18 protein-coding genes are annotated in these 16,860 nt (G+C 45.9%); 8 read left to right on the forward strand and 10 right to left on the reverse strand.

Annotated elements, in window-relative coordinates; all coding sequences use genetic code 11:
- The first annotated feature begins 6 nt into the window (after positions 1-6).
- Both QUA97_RS08590 and QUA97_RS08595 read left to right on the forward strand, forming a co-directional pair.
- Positions 7-189, forward strand: a complete 183-nt coding sequence (locus QUA97_RS08590) for a hypothetical protein (RefSeq protein ID WP_333194376.1) — start codon at positions 7-9, stop codon at positions 187-189.
- 76 nt (positions 190-265) lie between these two features.
- Positions 266-520 (forward strand): hypothetical protein, encoded by a 255-nt coding sequence (locus QUA97_RS08595; protein WP_194067085.1) that lies wholly within the window; start codon positions 266-268, stop codon positions 518-520.
- 356 nt (positions 521-876) lie between these two features.
- Here QUA97_RS08595 and QUA97_RS08600 read toward each other — a convergent pair whose 3' ends face one another.
- Positions 877-1,560, reverse strand: coding sequence for a class I SAM-dependent methyltransferase (locus tag QUA97_RS08600; RefSeq protein ID WP_194067086.1), 684 nt, complete (start codon positions 1,558-1,560; stop codon positions 877-879).
- Positions 1,561-2,014: 454 nt separating this feature from the next.
- On the opposite strand from QUA97_RS08600, the gene QUA97_RS08605 reads away from it, so the two are divergent.
- Complete coding sequence (locus QUA97_RS08605; protein WP_194067087.1) at positions 2,015-3,868, forward strand: polysaccharide biosynthesis/export family protein; 1,854 nt, start codon at positions 2,015-2,017, stop codon at positions 3,866-3,868.
- A gap of 138 nt (positions 3,869-4,006) precedes the next feature.
- Here the strand turns inward: QUA97_RS08605 and QUA97_RS08610 are convergent, their stop codons facing one another.
- Positions 4,007-4,741 carry an SGNH/GDSL hydrolase family protein gene (locus tag QUA97_RS08610; RefSeq protein ID WP_194067088.1) on the reverse strand — a complete coding sequence of 245 codons (735 nt, stop codon included), beginning with the start codon at positions 4,739-4,741 and terminating at the stop codon, positions 4,007-4,009.
- A 151-nt stretch (positions 4,742-4,892) separates the two neighbouring features.
- Between QUA97_RS08610 and QUA97_RS08615 the strand changes: the two genes are divergently transcribed.
- Both QUA97_RS08615 and QUA97_RS08620 read left to right on the forward strand, forming a co-directional pair.
- Complete coding sequence (locus tag QUA97_RS08615; protein WP_194008007.1) at positions 4,893-5,216, forward strand: polymorphic toxin type 24 domain-containing protein; 324 nt, start codon at positions 4,893-4,895, stop codon at positions 5,214-5,216.
- A 5-nt stretch (positions 5,217-5,221) separates the two neighbouring features.
- Positions 5,222-5,680, forward strand: a complete 459-nt coding sequence (locus tag QUA97_RS08620; RefSeq protein WP_194008008.1) for a hypothetical protein — start codon at positions 5,222-5,224, stop codon at positions 5,678-5,680.
- On the opposite strand, the gene larE is transcribed toward QUA97_RS08620, so the two are convergent.
- The 5 genes from larE to fraC form a co-directional block, all read right to left on the reverse strand.
- The gene (gene larE / locus QUA97_RS08625; RefSeq protein ID WP_194067089.1) at positions 5,681-6,508 is read right to left on the reverse strand and encodes an ATP-dependent sacrificial sulfur transferase LarE; all 828 of its coding nucleotides are present in this window, start codon (positions 6,506-6,508) and stop codon (positions 5,681-5,683) included.
- A 226-nt stretch (positions 6,509-6,734) separates the two neighbouring features.
- Positions 6,735-7,472, reverse strand: coding sequence for a Uma2 family endonuclease (locus QUA97_RS08630; protein ID WP_333091863.1), 738 nt, complete (start codon positions 7,470-7,472; stop codon positions 6,735-6,737).
- A 162-nt stretch (positions 7,473-7,634) separates the two neighbouring features.
- On the reverse strand, positions 7,635-8,408 hold the full coding sequence (locus tag QUA97_RS08635) for an ABC transporter permease (RefSeq protein WP_194008011.1): 774 nt from the start codon (positions 8,406-8,408) through the stop codon (positions 7,635-7,637).
- 490 nt (positions 8,409-8,898) lie between these two features.
- Complete coding sequence (locus QUA97_RS08640; RefSeq protein ID WP_194067090.1) at positions 8,899-9,897, reverse strand: DUF5357 family protein; 999 nt, start codon at positions 9,895-9,897, stop codon at positions 8,899-8,901.
- 5 nt (positions 9,898-9,902) lie between these two features.
- Positions 9,903-10,424 (reverse strand): filament integrity protein FraC, encoded by a 522-nt coding sequence (gene fraC / locus QUA97_RS08645; RefSeq protein WP_194067091.1) that lies wholly within the window; start codon positions 10,422-10,424, stop codon positions 9,903-9,905.
- A 906-nt stretch (positions 10,425-11,330) separates the two neighbouring features.
- Here fraC and QUA97_RS08650 point away from each other — a divergent pair.
- Positions 11,331-11,513 carry a cob(I)yrinic acid a,c-diamide adenosyltransferase gene (locus QUA97_RS08650; RefSeq protein ID WP_333194381.1) on the forward strand — a complete coding sequence of 61 codons (183 nt, stop codon included), beginning with the start codon at positions 11,331-11,333 and terminating at the stop codon, positions 11,511-11,513.
- Positions 11,514-12,140: 627 nt separating this feature from the next.
- Complete coding sequence (locus tag QUA97_RS08655; protein WP_333194378.1) at positions 12,141-14,090, forward strand: calcium-binding protein; 1,950 nt, start codon at positions 12,141-12,143, stop codon at positions 14,088-14,090.
- Positions 14,091-14,651: 561 nt separating this feature from the next.
- Here the strand turns inward: QUA97_RS08655 and QUA97_RS08660 are convergent.
- Together QUA97_RS08660 and petN are read right to left on the reverse strand one after the other, a co-directional pair.
- Entirely contained in the window at positions 14,652-14,840 is a 189-nt protein-coding gene (locus tag QUA97_RS08660) for a CsbD family protein (RefSeq protein WP_194066876.1), read from the reverse strand.
- Between the two features lie 152 nt (positions 14,841-14,992).
- Positions 14,993-15,082 carry a cytochrome b6-f complex subunit PetN gene (petN, locus tag QUA97_RS08665; protein WP_071883976.1) on the reverse strand — a complete coding sequence of 30 codons (90 nt, stop codon included), beginning with the start codon at positions 15,080-15,082 and terminating at the stop codon, positions 14,993-14,995.
- An 82-nt stretch (positions 15,083-15,164) separates the two neighbouring features.
- Between petN and QUA97_RS08670 the strand changes: the two genes are divergently transcribed.
- Complete coding sequence (locus QUA97_RS08670) at positions 15,165-15,668, forward strand: hypothetical protein (RefSeq protein WP_194008018.1); 504 nt, start codon at positions 15,165-15,167, stop codon at positions 15,666-15,668.
- Positions 15,669-15,777: 109 nt separating this feature from the next.
- Here QUA97_RS08670 and QUA97_RS08675 read toward each other — a convergent pair whose 3' ends face one another.
- The gene (locus QUA97_RS08675; protein ID WP_194066877.1) at positions 15,778-16,455 is read right to left on the reverse strand and encodes an SDR family oxidoreductase; all 678 of its coding nucleotides are present in this window, start codon (positions 16,453-16,455) and stop codon (positions 15,778-15,780) included.
- Positions 16,456-16,860 lie beyond the last annotated feature (405 nt).

Consider the following 16,860-nt stretch of genomic DNA (forward strand, 5'->3'; position numbering starts at 1 on the left):
GCAGAGATGTTTCCCGATTCTGAAGCAGTGAATGAAGCTCTGCGGTTTTTGATTAGAATTAGTGGAGAAATTGACACAGCAAACGAGTTTCAACCCCTGGGCGAAGAACAAACGATCGCGCGCGAGTCTCGCAGCCTTGCAAGATTATCAGACAAGACAGGCCGAAGGATCGCCTCAATGGGCAGATAGTTTAGGAAGCGATCGTTTTGGCTACCTATGCCAAAATAGAGTTACAAAATAAAGTTAACCATTCATCATAACTTTTATGACCCTTACACTCACCTTACCCCCCAAACTCGAAGCACTGCTCCGCCAACGGGCTGAAAGTACAGGACAAGATATAACAAGTATTGCCTTAGCTGTTCTCGCATTCGGACTTAGCTTTGATGAAAGCGATTTCTTCGAGGCATTGGAAGGGATTCAACACGGACTTGATGAGTTCGATCGGGGCCAATTTTCTAGTCTGGAAGAATTTATAGATCGACAAAACCAGAAATACGGACTTTCTTTGGAAGCATAATCTATCGCATTGACTTTTCCAGTACAGCTCAATCTGAAGCTGATGCAGCGTTTCTGAACTTTTCTCAATTCACGACTCCCGATCGCGCTCAAGCATGGTATCAGGGTCTGATTAAATTAATACCATGCGTGACAAATTGTTGCTACCATTATTAAGCATATATAAATTATCTGTCACAATCATAAATTGCCGGATACGGCAGTGCCGTGTCCCTACAGGTAAAAACCTCTAATTTCTTTTTTGTAGGAAAGTTTTTTCACCCCCGGTAACTTCTTCCAGTCCGCAGAGGCGGACATCGTTTATATAGCCGCGAATTCCCTTCGCCCGGCCACTTACATTCGGCCGGTAACTTACATTTACCCCCTAACTCTCATCATCTTATTTCCACCTTTTTGAAACTCATAGGGAGCCTCTTGAATTTCTACACGAAAACTTCTCTTTTTTAATTCAGCAATAATCTGGTTTAAATGCTCAGATTCCTCCCCGCTAAAACTTTGCAACAGCGGAAAAACCCGAACTTCCTTCGCAACCCGACACATTTCAGTAATTGCTTGCAAATGAAATTCTTCCGAAAGCAAATGAGAATAAGCAAATAAGAAATGGCTGCACAAAGCTAAATCAAACTGACCGTCATTGAAAGGCAAAATCGGCAATTCAGCATTCATGTAGCGGCCTTGCTCCAAACCAGAGGGAAAATCTGCTAAAAATTCCTGCATCGCCTTCATCCGCACTTCACCTAGCTGGTACGGCGATTCAAAACTGTTCCACAAATAGCCGTCTACATTGGCCTTAACACCGTCTATCACAGTTTGATATGTTTCTTGGATGCGATCGCCAATTTCCACCGCCGTAAACTGATACACTGGATCGCAAGAAATTACCTTTTTACCTTGGCGAGTCATTTCGGCATTAAAACTCGCCGGGCCGCCCGCACAATCAAGAATTGCTAGCTTGAGATCGGTTGATATCAGGCTAAACATTCCTATGTATTCATCCAAGCAGCGTCCCCAAGGAATTACTTTATCCAATTTTAGTGACACTTGTTCTTTGTCCCGCAGAGAGAATTATTTAATATTTTACATCAACAGGACTTGCGCGGATCAGTTCAAAAACCCAGTTTCTTCATCAATGTATCGAGAAAGCAGCCACTATTTTCAAAGAAACCGGGTTTTGTAGAGGTAGTGCCCCGGTGCTTACCCCCTCCACGGACGATCGAATCAAGGCGATTTGTTTCTCTCCCTTTTCTGTAGCAGGTTGATTTGTATCCTGAGTTGTGTATAAATAATTTTGGTCAAACAAGCTCCTAATTCTAACAACAGCTTGCTGGCTTTACACTTTCTTTACAAAAAACGATCTCGATTGCCTCACAATTTTATGATTCCACCTGTGGATTTTGTAACCAAGCGAGGCTACACTAGACAACAGGGAAAATAACCTAAAATCAACGGGCTAACTTGCTCTCATTCATTGGCAGGCTGCAACCAGGAAACAAAGATGAAACATACCGTTAAAACCGCTACAAATCTGAGTTTGTCAGCCCTCCTGGTGCTGAACAGTTCGCTGCCCGGTATAGCTCAGTTGCCTGCAGTCAGAAATCCTGCACCCAGCGGCAACCCAAACCAGCGGAGAGTACCACCACCTCCTCCTCCGGGTTCGAGTTTGCCTCTAGGAAATTCGGGTGCGCTGACACAAGAAGCAGCTTATACTTTAGGCTCGGGCGATCGCATTGCTTTAGATATCTTCGGCGTTCCAGAATTCAGCAAAGAATATCAAGTGTTAGTTGACGGGACGCTCAATTTGCCAATCATTGGCAGCGTCTCAATTCAAGGATTGACGCTGCAACAAGCCGCTAACGTCATTACCAAGCGCTACGAACCCTTCATTAATGTTCCCGTTGTCACCGTGACTCTGATGCTCGCTCGCCCCCTAAATATAGGTATTGCAGGTGAAGTTACTCGCCCCGGTTCCTACAAAATTAATCCCGCCAGAGAAGGAAGCGGAGGAGGAGTAAAATTTCCGACTTTGATGGAAATGCTGCAACTTGCAAAAGGGGTGACATCAGCAGGAGATATGCGAAACGTCCAAATTCGCCGTTCCCGCAGAGGAGGTGCTGAGCAAGTTACTACTGTTAATTTGCAGGATTTTTTAGACACGGGAAATTTGAGCCAAGATGTCACTATCCGAGATGGCGATACAATTTTTGTACCGACAGCAAGTGCCCTGAATACTCAAGAAGTCCGTCAAAGAGCCAGTGCTAATTTTTCCGCTGATATTACTAAACCAATTGGTGTGGTAATTGTTGGAGAAGTGAACCGGCCAGGGCCTTATACTGTATTTGCTTCGGATGTGCGATCGACCAACCAACAAACAGAGTTGAGTTTTGTATCTATCGACCAGCAGCAAGGGGCGGTTGTGGGCTTGCCAACAATAACTAGAGCCCTCAAAATTGCCGGCGGTATCACTACAGAAGCCGATATCCGCCGCGTGCAAATCCGCCGCCAAGTCAAAGGCGGCAACGAACAAACCATCATGGTAAATCTGTGGGATTTGCTGCAAAAAGGCGACTCAACTCAAGATATTTTGCTGCAAGAAGGAGATAGCGTAATCATCCCGACAGCATCTACTGTAGACTTGACTGAAGTTTCCCAAATCGGAAGTACGAGTTTCTCTCCAAACGCGATTAGCATCAATGTTGTGGGGGAAGTAATCAGGCCTGGAGCTTTACTGGTTAAACCCAGTACATCCCTGCACCAAGCTTTGCTCACTGCAGGCAGTTTCAATCAATTGCGGGCGAAAAAAGACAAGGTGGAACTGTTGCGTTTGAACCCCAACGGTACTGTTACTCGCCGCACTATCGATGTGGATTTTGCTCAAGGGTTGAATCCTGACAATAACCCAGTTCTCCGCAACAATGATGTGATTCTCGTAGCGCGATCGGGCTATACCAGGGTAGGAGACAATATCAACAGTTTCTTGCAGCCAGTGATAGGAGTTGCCACAGGGATCAACGCTGTTAGCGGAGTTTTTACTGGGTTTCAAGCAACCATCAACGCTTTTCAAAACTTATTTTTGGGAGGAGATTTCGAGCGGAAAAATCAACTCAGACAGCTTCGCGAACAACGTCAAGACAGACAAGAGCAACGTGAAGACAGACAGCTAGAGAGACAAAGACAAGCTGAAGATAGACAGCAGCAAGCTGAAGACAGACAGCAGCAAGCTGAAGACAGACGCTTGCAACTTGAAGACAGACAGCGACAAATAAATGTTGAAAATCAGCAACTTCAACTTCAGCAGCAACAACTTCAGCTACAGCAAATGCAGCCACAAACTACGACAACTACTCCTTGATATCATCTTCGGTAAAATGACCTAATTTTGTCAACTTTTGAGGACTGAAGTCTTCGCTAAAAACGAATTTGATTGCGGTTTTTAATTGCGAGTACGCGAATAATAAAGTCCGCGCCTGCGGACTTTAAAAGTAATAACTTAAACAGATTTTCTATCAAAAAATTTGCGGGTTGTTAAGGGAGGAGTTAAAATATCTAACAAAACTTTTCTATATATATCTAAACCTTTGGCATTGAGGTGAACGCCATCAATTGTTAAATCTGTATTTAGAGCTTTGTCCTTAAATAAGGCTTGTATGCCGCTAGATTCCACGGTTATATTTTCTTCGGCTGCTACTTTATTGATGAGAACATTGATTTCGTCAACTCTAGCAATTGTTCCTGCAAATTTAGGATTGTGGCTGGCGGCAAGAGTTGAATAAAAAGCAGGAATTAGAATAATCTGTTTGCTGCCGATCGATCGCATAATTGCGATCGCCTCTTTCAAATTGCTGACAAACTGCTCGTCGCCAATGCCATACATAGCATCATTTGTGCCGATCGCCAAAATCGATTTTTTGCAGGTAAAGCCCTGCGGCACTACCAATTTTAGCTGTTCTAGCAGCGAAACAGAGCTCATTCCGCCGATCGCAAAATTAAAGTTTTTTTCTCCCAAAGAATCGCCCAAAGCCGAAGAAATAGAATCGCCCCACACGCAACCTTCATATTGCTGCTCTTTAATTTGTTGTACCTGATTGTAAACCGAAGCTTGCCACCAGAGTGCAGAACTAACAGTGTCCCCCGAAGGTTGCGGGTTAGCCAACCCCCGAAACGGGATGTACGCCGACAACAACAAAGCCAAGACGGCCGAGATTAATTTAAATTTAACTTTCATAAAACTTGCTGCTACTCTTGCTGTTACTCTTGCTGCTACTTTAGTTTATGCTATTGCTTTAATTCAGGGGCGATGTCACGAATATTGTTGCCCAGATTATTCACCCATACATATATCAAACTGAGGTCGCAAAGTAATTTAGGACTTATATATGTCTAAACCAGTGGACTGGACAGTTGGCATCCCCGCTAGCACCCTTATAGCCGTCGGAACCCAGGTAAGTGGCAGATTTCCTCTAGATGGAGTAAGTGCCCAAAACTTACTCTACCGCATGGATGGCAAGAACATTACCAGCTATATCGTATACGATGACAGTGGACGGGCAATTAAGCGAGTAGACTTGACAGGAAGGGCTCATGCAAATGTGCCGACACCTCACGCCGTTGAATACAAACACAACCAAAACTCAGCAGGAGACATTTACGTGCAAGCTGAGAAAACAGTTAGGCCAGCTAGATTGGATGAAATACCCTAGAAATTATGTTCATCGAACAAATATCCTTGAATGCAGATAAACTCAGCGATTTCCAGCAGTGGAAAAAAGCCAACGGCGATGATTTTTCACTCTGGGATTATCTTTTTGGATCTGCTAATATTGAAATTGCCATAGCTTTCACAAAACTATTCTGGCCAGATTTTGTCGAACATGAAGGCGGCATCTTTTTGTCCGAAGCCTTTAACAGTCAAATCTACGAACAGTGGAAAATCGAACTGGGGAATGATGTCGCTGCAATTGAGCAGGTGATGAACCACCAGCACGTTGATGACATTCTCCCCGGTGCCCAAAACGCTAGCAGTGAAAATTTATTGTATTTAGGACAAGCATTAGCTCAGATGTGGGAAAGTCGCCTAAAATCGCTTTATCCTCAGCGCCGTTTTCAAGTTAAATGCGATCGCGACGAAGACACGGTTGTAGTGACATTTTTTCAGGATAATTAATTAACCTTTCGCCGCCAACAATTCAGGTTGCAAAACCTGATTTAATTTGCCGCTGCGAAACCCCTCCAAATCCAAAGTCGCGTACACAAAACCAAACTCCTGAAACACCGCCACCAATCCAGGCAAATCCGTATTTATCACAAACTCCTGAATCTGCTCCGGCGGCAGTTCAATTCGTGCCGTATCTCCATCCGATCGCACTCGCAAATTCTTCAGCCCCAACTGCCGCAAATACCGTTCGGCGCGCCCCACTCTTTGCAACTTGGCAACAGTAATTTCTTCGCCGTAAGGAAAGCGCGAACTCAAACAAGGTTGAGCCGGTTTGTCCCACCAAGGCAAACCCAATTCTTTTGCTAACTGCCGCACTTCAAATTTAGTCATGCCGACTTCTGCTAAAGGCGATCGCGCGCCGCGTTCCTTCGCAGCCTGAATTCCCGGACGGTAATCCTTTAAATCGTCTGCATTTACCCCATCCACCACATAAGGATAACCCTTTGCTCGTGCTAGCGGTTTCAAAGTATCGTGCAGTTCGCTTTTGCAGAAATAGCAGCGATTAACCGGATTAGAAGTGTAATTGGGATTTGCCATTTCCTGAGTTTCGACTTCCTCGTGGGCGATGCCAATTTCTGCTGCTTGAATGCGCGCATCTTCTAAATCTTCTAGCAGTAGAGACGGAGAAACTGCGGTAACTGCCAAAGCGCGATCGCCCAAAACGTCCCAAGCAATTTTTGCCACCAAAGTGCTGTCAATGCCGCCAGAGTAGGCAATCAGCGCCCGTTCCATCTGCGCGAAAATATCTTTTAATTGTTCTAATTTTTGAGCTAACATAATTTCAACTTTTTGTTACATTATAAACACAGGAGCAAAAAACCAGACTAAACAAAAAGATATCAACAAAGCCGATCGCGATCTGTTGCCTTCTTCCCGCTTCTTGACATCCGTTACATCTACTGCCGAACTTCCTTCTCGTGCTATTCTGGATCGATACCGAGGGCTGCCAATCTCGCCAAAAGTTCTTGATTTCGCCGTCTTTCTTGTTCCAGCAGCGTCTCGGCTAACTCTTTGTCTTGCTGTTGGCGATCGGCCCGCTGACTTTCGTTTTCCGCCCGCTGGCGTTCGTTTTCCGCCCGCTGGCGTTCGTTTTCCGCCCGTTCTTCCGGCCACAAAAGTAACTCTCCTTCCGCATTCCACCAGCGCAGCCAAGAGCCCGTTCTACCTTCGCGAGATCCTCCCAAACTCCCAAAAATAGATCTAATCCAGGTATCAAATAACGCCCGTTTTCATCTGGATTTTGATTGTCGTAACGCTCGGATTCGAGCGCATAAACTTCTATTCTGCCCGTATGGGGTCGAAAAATCACATAGCGAGGAACTTTGATTACTTGTTCGTAAAAAAACCATTTGCCGATTTCTTCCGTGTGTTCGACAGAATATTCATCGCCGTAAGTAGCTGACAAAAATTCCATCACTACAAAGGGAACTGTTCCTTCGGTATGAGGCGTGTAACTGCGGCGCGGATAGCTGTGGGGCCAAGGTTGCACTGGCCGCACGTACATCCAGTCTGGGGCTTTGCAAATAGTGCGATCGTCCACAGCCGCGCACAAAGCAAAATTAGCAACTATTAGTGCGTCTTGGATTAGTTCCGGGGAATCCACTACAGACTGGCGCAAACCGTGAGCTAGCAAGGGATGGTCTGTATCGTCTACAGGGTCATCTGGTAGGATAAAATCATCGGCCAGCAGGGGCCAAGTAATCTTTAGCTGCGATATCGGTTTTTGAATTACAGCAGTCATAAGTCACCTCATTTTACCCATAAAAATTTGAGTTTTAGTCGAGATGGGCGATCGACAACCTTCTCTATATCTTAGCGCGCTAATTCGAGCGTAAAATAGGTTTGTAGTCAGGACTTTAGTCCTCAGTACAAACTATTGCCTCGGCGGTGCCCAATGCGCGTTTTAAAATTCTCGGCGGGAAAATATGGCGATCGCAACTGACAGCAGCACCACCACATACAGCAAACCGTAGCCAGCATCTGTAATCAAACCCGCCAAGTAAGGAACTTGTCCGTAAACAGCATCATTTTTTAAATTGAATCTGGCTAAATCCGGCAAAACCAGATAAAGTCCCATCATCAATTGTTCAATGCCAGGATTTTTAGTTAACTTACCCACAGCCACCAAATCCCGCGTCGAATGTCCCATCAAATAAACGCCAAATGTCAGTAAAGCTGCCAGCAGCGAACTGCTAAACACCCCAAATAAAATCCCGACACCAGCCATGAGACACAGCTCAAACCAAATAAACAGCGAAGCAATTAAAATGCTTTCCAAAGGGTAAGGAATCCGGCTAAAACTCAAAATAACCAGATAGACAACAGTCATGGCCGCTACAAGCACAAATAGCACCGCCGACAGCCCTAAGTGCTTGCCTACAATTAACTCAGCCCGACTTATCGGTTTAGCAACTAACAGGTAAACAGTCCGCTTTTCAATTTCTTTGTTGACCAGTTCGGTAGCCACAAACACTGTGGCAATTAGACCGAGAATGCTCATACCAGCCAAACCAATATCTAAGATAATTTTCTTCTCGGTTGTCGCGGCCAATTCGGGTATCAAGCGTACCGCTGCTCCCATCAACAGAGCAAAAATAATAATTATGTAAAGGATGCGATCGCGAATTACTTCCCAAAATACATTAATTGCGACTGTCAATATTCTTCTCAAATTCATCTAGTTATAAACCCGCTGGAAACTTTCGTCATATTTTAGTTTAAGGAAGAAGTCATTAGTCATTAGTCATTAGTCATTAGTCATTAGTCATTAGTCATTAGTCATTAGTTATTAGTCATTAGTTATTAGTTATTAGTCATTAGTCATTAGTCATTAGTCATTAGTCATTAGTTATTAGTCATTAGTTATTAGTTATTAGTCATTAGTTATTAGTTATTAGTTATTTGTTATTGGTAACAACTGACAACTGGCAACTGACAACTGGCAACTGACAACTGACAACTGACAACTGACAACTGCTTTCCGTCCAACGTCATCAGGAAGAAGGAAGAAGGCTTGGGAGCATCTCATTTTTGTAAAAAGCATCTTTTTTATTATAGTGCGAGTTCTTAAGCTCGCACTATAATTAAACGCAAAACACCAGATGCTCCCGAAGCTTCGCTTCGGCTGGCGGGCCAATCTCCCCATCTCCCAACCGCCAGAGACCGGCTCAAACCTGACTGTCTACCGCAGTTCCATCTTTTTTGAGTCCGGGTTTTGAGCGTTTGATAGCGTCGCAGGTTACAGTCGCCCGATTGGCTGTATCGAACACCTCGCAAGACTTGGTAAACGAATATATTTCCGGTCGAAAAACCAGCCCCATCCAGGTTGCTTGCATCTCTAACTGATAGCGCGACTGTCCTTGAACGATCGAAGTTTTGACATCCCAGCTACCATCTTCTGGGACTTTCCCAATTGTTCCTAATGCTTTATTTTTGAGAAAAAATCGCTCATTGTCAATATCTATTAACATTTGTTCAACCTGCGGCCACGGTTTGGTGCGGGCTTCATTTTTTACGTATCGCTCCATTGCATTGAGGATGACAACTCCTCGGGAACGATTAATAGTTGGCTGTTGAAATGTCACCACATAATCGCTTTTTCTCAAATCCTGCGATAAAATGCTCGGATACTGTTGTATCCAACTTTGAACTAAAAAATGAAATGTAAACCAACAGGAAAATGTCACATGAATTAGAGTAATCATCAAAAACTGAGGGCGCATCAACTCTCTGATACTTTCCCGTTTTGAATCGCTCTTCCAAACCCTGATTATTGCAAGAACTACTACTGCTATAATCGGCCCGGATATCCAGGCTATTTCCTTCTTGTCCGACGGCAATCTGATCAGCAACCACAATCCAATTAAGATGCTTGTCACCCACGGACTCAGGCTTACTCCTTTAATCACAAAAGGTGCTTGGCTGGTCAGCAAACCCATTGACAGTATAAAAAATAACCAGCTCATATCAAACATCAGAATTCTTGTCTGCCAGTCAGTGACTGCCGCCACTGCCAGCAAACCTAAAAAGATGCTGAGCAGTAAAGGAGTCTTCCAGTGGACAACTCTAGGCGGAATCATCGCCTTTTGAACTTTTTTATTGGCTTCCCACAGGTTGTTCGTCACCTTAGTGAGTTGCTGAGTGACATCCAAAAATTGCTTCATCATATATTTCAATTATTGACGCTTTCCACAAACAACACTGTTAAAATAACGATATTGCTAACAGTATGGGCGATTAAAACTGCTCCAAACTGGGTAGTTACTTGAAAAGTTTTTTTGAGAGGACGGCGGGTGAGAGTCGGCGGCCCTAAAAACTGAGGTTTGGAAGCTTTTTTGTTACCTAAAACCCAGTTTTCTATAATTTGTAAACTCTGCCATTTTGCTAAAAAAGTGATCGCCAATAATAAGACGGCAATCATAGTTAGGGTAGGGTAAAGACTCGGATTTCCGCCTAATAACATATAACCGATTAGCTCTTCCCGCAAATCTTTGGGAAGAATGCTTTCTATGCCGAAGAAAACTAACCAACCTACGCAAGTGCAAGCGAGATTGAGGATGGCTGTATATTCAACGCTGGTTTTGGGGCCGAGTTTCAGTAGTTTTTGCAGAAACCACGATTCGATCGCGATCGCCAAAAATATAATTAAAACTTGCACCAAAACAATCCGAAATGGGAAAACATTTGCAATCATAAGCTTTCAGGTATATCATCCCGGGTGAGATTTTAATTGTACAGCACCAGCGGAATCATCAAGAGCTGCTGGTCTTAGGCCTCAAGCTCCTTCGATCGATCGCCCTTGTGAAAATCAGGTGGTTTAGCACTTATCCTTTGACACTCCCTGGCGTGAACGCACAGGGATTCTTAATTCAGCGACTGACCTTTAAGCACCGCATCTCTTTCGAGCAATCCTCAAACCTTTCAACCGTGAAAAGACACCAATTGACGAGCCTGATTTACAGCAACCCCAGAGAGTCTATCTCCAAAAGCGTACTAGGGTACTGCACTTCGACTAAGCTCAGTGACCACCTAGAGTTTGGGCGTGCCCCGCCCTACTTTAATTGATGGAACCAAATTATCTATTTTCTGGTAATGAGAATGCGGTGATTCTCTAGCTCTGTTTGACAAGGTTTTCGCTACCCTTCTTGGTACTCTCTAGGAGTTTTTAGGTTCGAGGGTGCCGACTCAAAGCCGCTTCACAACCGCCCACCTTGGGGATTCCAACCATCTTAATTTTAACTCAAAGCCGTGCTAGAAGCACAGGGTTTTAGACCCAATTTTTTGATAATCTTTTGAGATCCGCCTGCACAATGGCAACATTCAACATTCAAGGCGCGCGATCGAAGTACCCACCCCAGTACCCACCCCGAACAAGACTCAAATAACAGAAGAGGCGGCGATCGCCAGCGGTACGGCCAAGTTAGCCGCCGTTAGTAGATCGCCAGCGGTGCGGCGCAGATGCTATAGTTTGGCGGAACAGCAAGAGCTAGATTGCATAGAAGCAGAACGCGGCTGGGAAATTGCTACAATGGCGATCGCCAGCGGCTAGTATAAAACTATCGTTCTCGACGAACTCAATCCCACAGTAGACTTAGAACTGCTGCCGGTAGAGCCGATCGTCCAAGCCCTGCTGCAGAAGCCCCGCGATACTGAAATCATTATCACCGGGCGCTGTCACAAACCCCACGCTGACCATGACTTGGCAAGCGTACACTCCGAGGTATACTGTCACAAACACTACGGCGATCGGGGCGTAGAATTCAAACGGGGTGTAGACTTTTAAACCCCAAAGTGGCGCGGAGTTCAATCCGAGCCAGTTATTTAAAAGCCAATACGCTTGAGTTAACAGGGTTTGTTTCCAAAGAACTCCCTACTCGACCCCTACTCCCCAAAAAAAAGGGGAAGCAAGAGAAAACTCTTGTCACCCCCATTTTGAACGGAAGCTAGGGAACAAGCTAAGGAGCGATCTTAATGAAACCGTATTGATTTAAAAACGGCCCTGCCTGAAAAACCGGAAATTGCCACAAAACCTTGTTACTAAGTAACCAATCCCTGACTTTTCATTGTCTGGCGATCGCAGCGATCGACCGATCTTAATCTTGAATTTCCTCCCCCGGAGGCGATCCCCGACCGCAAATCCAGAATGGAACATTAATAAAATGAGGTGCGTCTTCTTGAGCGTGAGCACCAGAGACAGCCCACAAGGATTATTAAAGGGTGAAGACATTGAAAATAAAAGCTTACAAGCAAAAAGTCGGGGAGGGAGAAAGTCTAGACACGGTTAACGCCAGTAGGCTAGACTTGCGGCTGGCAAACAGGTTAAACTACAGCGGCATCCAAACATTCGGTGTTCTAGGCAGTGTCTGTAGTCGCGAAAGCGATGACCAACAAGTATGAGGAGTGAAGCTGTATGACAACTTTAAGTGACGATCCTAATCAATTAGATTTAAACCTTCCCGGACTAGGGCCCGATACAATATTCGCCGGAGCCGGAGCGGATTTCGTAAGAACTTCCACCCTCGGCGGCAGTTTAATATTTGGTCAAGGCGATAACGATACCTTGGTTTCCGTCGGCCCGAACGACACCATATACGGCGGCGAAGACGAAGATTCCATCAGATCCCAGCGCACTCCCGCCTTGCTGTTTGGCGACGGAGGCGCAGACACCATAGTTGCTGAAGCCCGCGCTACCCTGTACGGCGGTGCGGGAGAAGACTTCCTGCAAGGTACTGTCGAAGCGAACCTCATATTTGGTAATGAGGACGCGGATACGATCCTGGGAGGAGCGCAGAGAAGAGACTCGCTCTACGGCGGCAAGGGCAATGACGCGATCGGCTTTTTCATCGCCGGTGGTGGCAACAACCTTTCTTTACCCGGTGACTTGGCTGTTGGCTTCGCTGGCAACGAAGGCAGCAACTACTTGCGGGGCGACTTGGGCGACGACTTGGTTGTAGGTATCAATCAGAGAGACAGTCTCTTCGGCGGTAAAGGTAACGACACCCTGCGAGGTGTGGCCAGCAGCAGCTACTTGTCCGGCGATCTTGACAACGATACTTTAGTTATTGAGAACGGTACCCAAGCCATCTCATTTTTTGGCACCACTGTCACCGTTGCTATCGGCGTTGAGAAAACCACCTTGCTCGGCGGTGGGGGCGACGATATTCTATTTGGCGGTTACGGCGATCCTAACAGCGGCAGAAACTTCTTGGACGGCGGCGACGGTAACGACACGATCACGGTTTTTGCTACGCAGGATACCGCTCTTGGAGGTGCCGGCGATGACATCATCAAGTCGTCTACGGCTACGATACCCGGAGTGTTGAGTTCAGGCGGTCGGAACTTGCTGGACGGCGGCGACGGCAACGATACCATCATGGCAGCTTTTTCGACTGACACAATGATCGGCGGCGGTGGCAATGACACCTTGAGTGGCCTCTTTGCTCAAGCCTTCGGTGGAGAGGGCGACGATACGATCGATGCCTCTTCTGCCGGTAATGCTGGGCGGATTAGTCTCGATGGCGGCCTGGGCAATGATTTCTTAATTGGCAACAGCACCTCCGGTGTCACCAACCTCATGAACGGTGGTGAAGGGAATGACATGATCATGTTTGGCACCACGGGCGATAAATTAATTGGCTCGTTTGGCGGTAACGACACCATCTCCTACGCTGTCGGTGTCACCTTTACCGGTATCACAACCACAAACGTGATTACCGATAACTTAGGCAGCAACTTCATCACCGGCGGCAACGGCAATGATTCGATTACTACCGGTGCTGGCGACGACATCCTGTTCGGCGGCCCCACCAGTCTTGTTACCCTAAGAGTTGACGGGAACGATACCTTAAATTCTGGTGACGGAAACGACACGCTGTTGGGTGGCTTTGGAGACGACTATTTGATTGGAGGAAACGGCAACGACTCTCTCGGCGGCGGGCCCGGTGCAGACACGCTGATTGGCGGCTTCGGCAGTGACAGCTTCTACTACGACAACTTCGGCGAGGGCGTCACGATTGACACCAACAACGTGGCGGTGAGTACGAACCCAGACCAGATCGGTGACTTTCAACCGGGCGTAGACAAGTTGGTATTCAATTACGATTCCTTCCTCTTACCACCATTTGACAATAGTCTGCCAAATCGAGCTTCTGCTAAGGCGTTCTTACAGCTCGAAACCGGGACTTACAACAACGATCTGAAGCCTGCTGAGGCGACGCCAGGGCAAGCGTTCCTCGTTTACGAAGGTACCACCGGTCGCTTGCTGTACGACCCTGACGGTGTTGGGGGCAATGCAGGCATTACACTGGCAGTGCTCAACGACAAACCAGGATTGACGGTGAATGATATTACCCTAATTTAGTTTAGGTGGCAGCGGGTAAGGTGGGTTTGGAAAAAGCGATCGCCCGCGCCAACTCTAAAAACTAATTGTGCTATGTTTCGAGCTAGGGATTGATATCCCTAGCTTTTTTATTGGCAGCGATTTTGAGGGACTCGGCGGGTGTGTTAGTTTCTTGGTGTCGCGAGGTGTTCCCCTGACATTTGTGTCAACAAACACGTCTTATGTAGTAGCGGTCTACTGTTTGACTATTAGGCCAGATCCCCCCTAACCCCCCGGATAGTCGGGGGGGACAAGAGCATTTTGCGTCTCCCGTCACCCCCATCACAGTTGGGGAAGAGCATCTTGCGTCTCCCGTCACCCCCACATAGTCGCCGGGACAAGATTCTTCTCAAAGTCCCCCTTCTTAAGGGGGATTTAGGGGGATCTGGCCTCAGCTAAAAGCGAGATTTATCAATGGTTTGACCTGTTTGTTGACACCAATGCCCCTTCACCAGTCCTACAAGTTTGCGCCAACAAAAAAAAGCCAGCAAACAATATGTTTGCTGGATTGAGTAGGCAGGAAAAATTTAGCAAATACTGTGACTAAGCCTTATCTACAATCTCTTTTGCTTTATCTTTGAGGTCTTCTTTCAGGTGCATTGCTGAGGCTTGGTCCTGCTTGGCTTGACCCTCTAATTTATCTTTTTGATCCCCTGTCACTTCGCTCACAGCTTCTTGGATTTTGCCTTCAATATTTTTAGCTGTAGCTTCCACTCTGTTTTCAATGTTCATGATTTTTTATATAAACTCTACAATTACCAATATAGAATTTTAAAGTTGAGTCTGTATCCGTCTTGAGATAGATTTGCGGTTAATGCCTAGGGCGGAAAAGGCTAGCATTTCTAGGTGCAGACGCGGTTCCAACCGCCGTCTGCATCTGGAATCTAGAAACCGTTGCGGCCCCAAATTACCATTGAAATTGAGAAGGAGAACAAAACTAGCACCGAAACCCAACCGAGTGACAAAATATCCATAGCTATTTATTGAACTAACTGTACAAAGTGACTTCAACCCTTATGATAAGTCAATTTGAGCCATTTTTGAAATGAGGGCGCTGTGAAGGACTCGTCAAATTTTAGTTTCGCTGAACGGGTAGAATCTTTGAAAGCAGGGACTGTTGCTGCTTTGTCTTGTTTTTGTGGTTTTGGGGCGATCGCCCTGGTTAACAGCTTAATCCTAGCCCGTTGGTGGGATTCTCTGGCGAGCTTGCAGGTAATGGCCGTTGACCTAAATTTTGCCTTCAGAGGAGTGATGGTGCTTTTGGGCGGTTTCTTATTCGGCGTTACCTACCGCTACGCTATCCGGTGCGATACTAACCCGCACCTTAAGTCTGGTGTGGTGTTGGCTTTTGGGCTGGTGCGGGCTTTTGGACAGTTGGATGCGGGACTTTCTTTTGAGGCGGGGGAAATACCTGGTTTCCAGGAGTTATTGCCGTTTGCGGTTGGTGCGGTGGAGAGCGTGGTATTGTTTGCGATCGCGCGTTTGGTGTTGGATTGGGCGATCCTCTTCGAGGGCTTCGCTAACGGGCGATCGTTGATTAAACCCTTCGGGCGATCGTAGACAATATCATATCCGGTCGTGCGATCGCAAAAACAGTTCGATCGCGCGTGCGGACTTTAATCCGCTCCAATTTGCGGACTAAAGTCCGCATTACCAACTAATAGCCTTTTTATTTCAAACCTAATACCTCATATTCTAAATTGCCGTAAACCATTTGCTTGTCTACCGCCGACAAAACCTTATTGTTAGCAGCATCAGAAACTAAACACCGACAAACTAAATCCGCTACATCCGCCCGGTGAATCGTTCCCGCCACCCGAAAATCTTCCGTTAAAACACCGTTCCCCGTCGCCGGTTCCGATTTCAATCCGCCCGGACGAATCACAGTATAAATCATCCCGCTTGCTATCAAATGATTTTCCGCTTTTTCCTTTTCAATTAACACCGGGCGCAAAGTTTCTAAAGCTTGCGGCGGCAAAGCAGCAGCAGTGTTACCGCTGCCGATGGATGAAACTAAAATAAATTTTTGCACGCCTGCTTTAACAGCCGCATCAATCAAGTTTTTGTTGCCCAAATAATCGGCTCTTTCCCCATCCTTGGGCAAGCCGCCAACGGTGCTGATTGCGGCATGAATTGGTTCGCCGCCAGCCATTGCAGCTTCCACAGCCGCAGCGTCCAAAGCGTCGCCAGTCATGACTTTGATGCCCATTGCTTCTAATTCAGTGCGGTGGTTGGGCGATCGCAAAAGTGCAGTTACTTGCATCTTTTGTGCTACGAGACATTTTGCGATTTCTAAGCCAACGCCTCGGCTAGCACCTGCTAAAAAGATATGCAATTTCTCTGTCATTATTTATTACCTCGAATTCCTAACAATTTTTATTATACAGCAATCATTAAGATGATTTAGACACTTTTGATTAGATTCATTGCAGAAGTTTTTAATTGATATATCGATCGCAGATAAAATACCGATGCAACGCAGACAAACGCAGAAATCTTGAAAATTGTTGAGAAATTAATTGAATGCAAGACAATGAATGAGGGCAGACTTTGCCGTTTTTTAGTTGTTTGTATCATATATTATTAGCTAAACACGCCCCTACAAAATACCCAATGACTAATGACTAATGACCAATGACTAATGACTAATGACTAATGACTAATGACTAATGACTAATGACCAATGACTAATGACTAATGACTAATGACTAATGACTAATGACTAATGACTAATGACTAATGACTAATGACT

The organism is Microcoleus sp. CZ3-B2 (assembly GCF_036705055.1).
Lineage (GTDB): Bacteria > Cyanobacteriota > Cyanobacteriia > Cyanobacteriales > Microcoleaceae > Microcoleus.

What these genes read in the sequence shown, in the direction of transcription:
- QUA97_RS08630 (WP_333091863.1), bottom strand. Translation starts at nt 7,472, where the DNA reads ATGACTGCTGTAATTCAAAAACCGATATCGCAGCTAAAGATTACTTGG.
- QUA97_RS08675 (WP_194066877.1), bottom strand. Translation starts at nt 16,455, where the DNA reads ATGACAGAGAAATTGCATATCTTTTTAGCAGGTGCTAGCCGAGGCGTT.
- QUA97_RS08620 (WP_194008008.1), top strand. Translation starts at nt 5,222, where the DNA reads ATGTTCATCGAACAAATATCCTTGAATGCAGATAAACTCAGCGATTTC.
- QUA97_RS08660 (WP_194066876.1), bottom strand. Translation starts at nt 14,840, where the DNA reads ATGAACATTGAAAACAGAGTGGAAGCTACAGCTAAAAATATTGAAGGC.
- QUA97_RS08595 (WP_194067085.1), top strand. Translation starts at nt 266, where the DNA reads ATGACCCTTACACTCACCTTACCCCCCAAACTCGAAGCACTGCTCCGC.
- QUA97_RS08605 (WP_194067087.1), top strand. Translation starts at nt 2,015, where the DNA reads ATGAAACATACCGTTAAAACCGCTACAAATCTGAGTTTGTCAGCCCTC.
- QUA97_RS08640 (WP_194067090.1), bottom strand. Translation starts at nt 9,897, where the DNA reads ATGATGAAGCAATTTTTGGATGTCACTCAGCAACTCACTAAGGTGACG.
- larE (WP_194067089.1), bottom strand. Translation starts at nt 6,508, where the DNA reads ATGTTAGCTCAAAAATTAGAACAATTAAAAGATATTTTCGCGCAGATG.
- QUA97_RS08615 (WP_194008007.1), top strand. Translation starts at nt 4,893, where the DNA reads ATGTCTAAACCAGTGGACTGGACAGTTGGCATCCCCGCTAGCACCCTT.
- QUA97_RS08655 (WP_333194378.1), top strand. Translation starts at nt 12,141, where the DNA reads ATGACAACTTTAAGTGACGATCCTAATCAATTAGATTTAAACCTTCCC.
- QUA97_RS08610 (WP_194067088.1), bottom strand. Translation starts at nt 4,741, where the DNA reads ATGAAAGTTAAATTTAAATTAATCTCGGCCGTCTTGGCTTTGTTGTTG.
- QUA97_RS08590 (WP_333194376.1), top strand. Translation starts at nt 7, where the DNA reads ATGTTTCCCGATTCTGAAGCAGTGAATGAAGCTCTGCGGTTTTTGATT.
- fraC (WP_194067091.1), bottom strand. Translation starts at nt 10,424, where the DNA reads ATGATTGCAAATGTTTTCCCATTTCGGATTGTTTTGGTGCAAGTTTTA.
- QUA97_RS08635 (WP_194008011.1), bottom strand. Translation starts at nt 8,408, where the DNA reads ATGAATTTGAGAAGAATATTGACAGTCGCAATTAATGTATTTTGGGAA.
- petN (WP_071883976.1), bottom strand. Translation starts at nt 15,082, where the DNA reads ATGGATATTTTGTCACTCGGTTGGGTTTCGGTGCTAGTTTTGTTCTCC.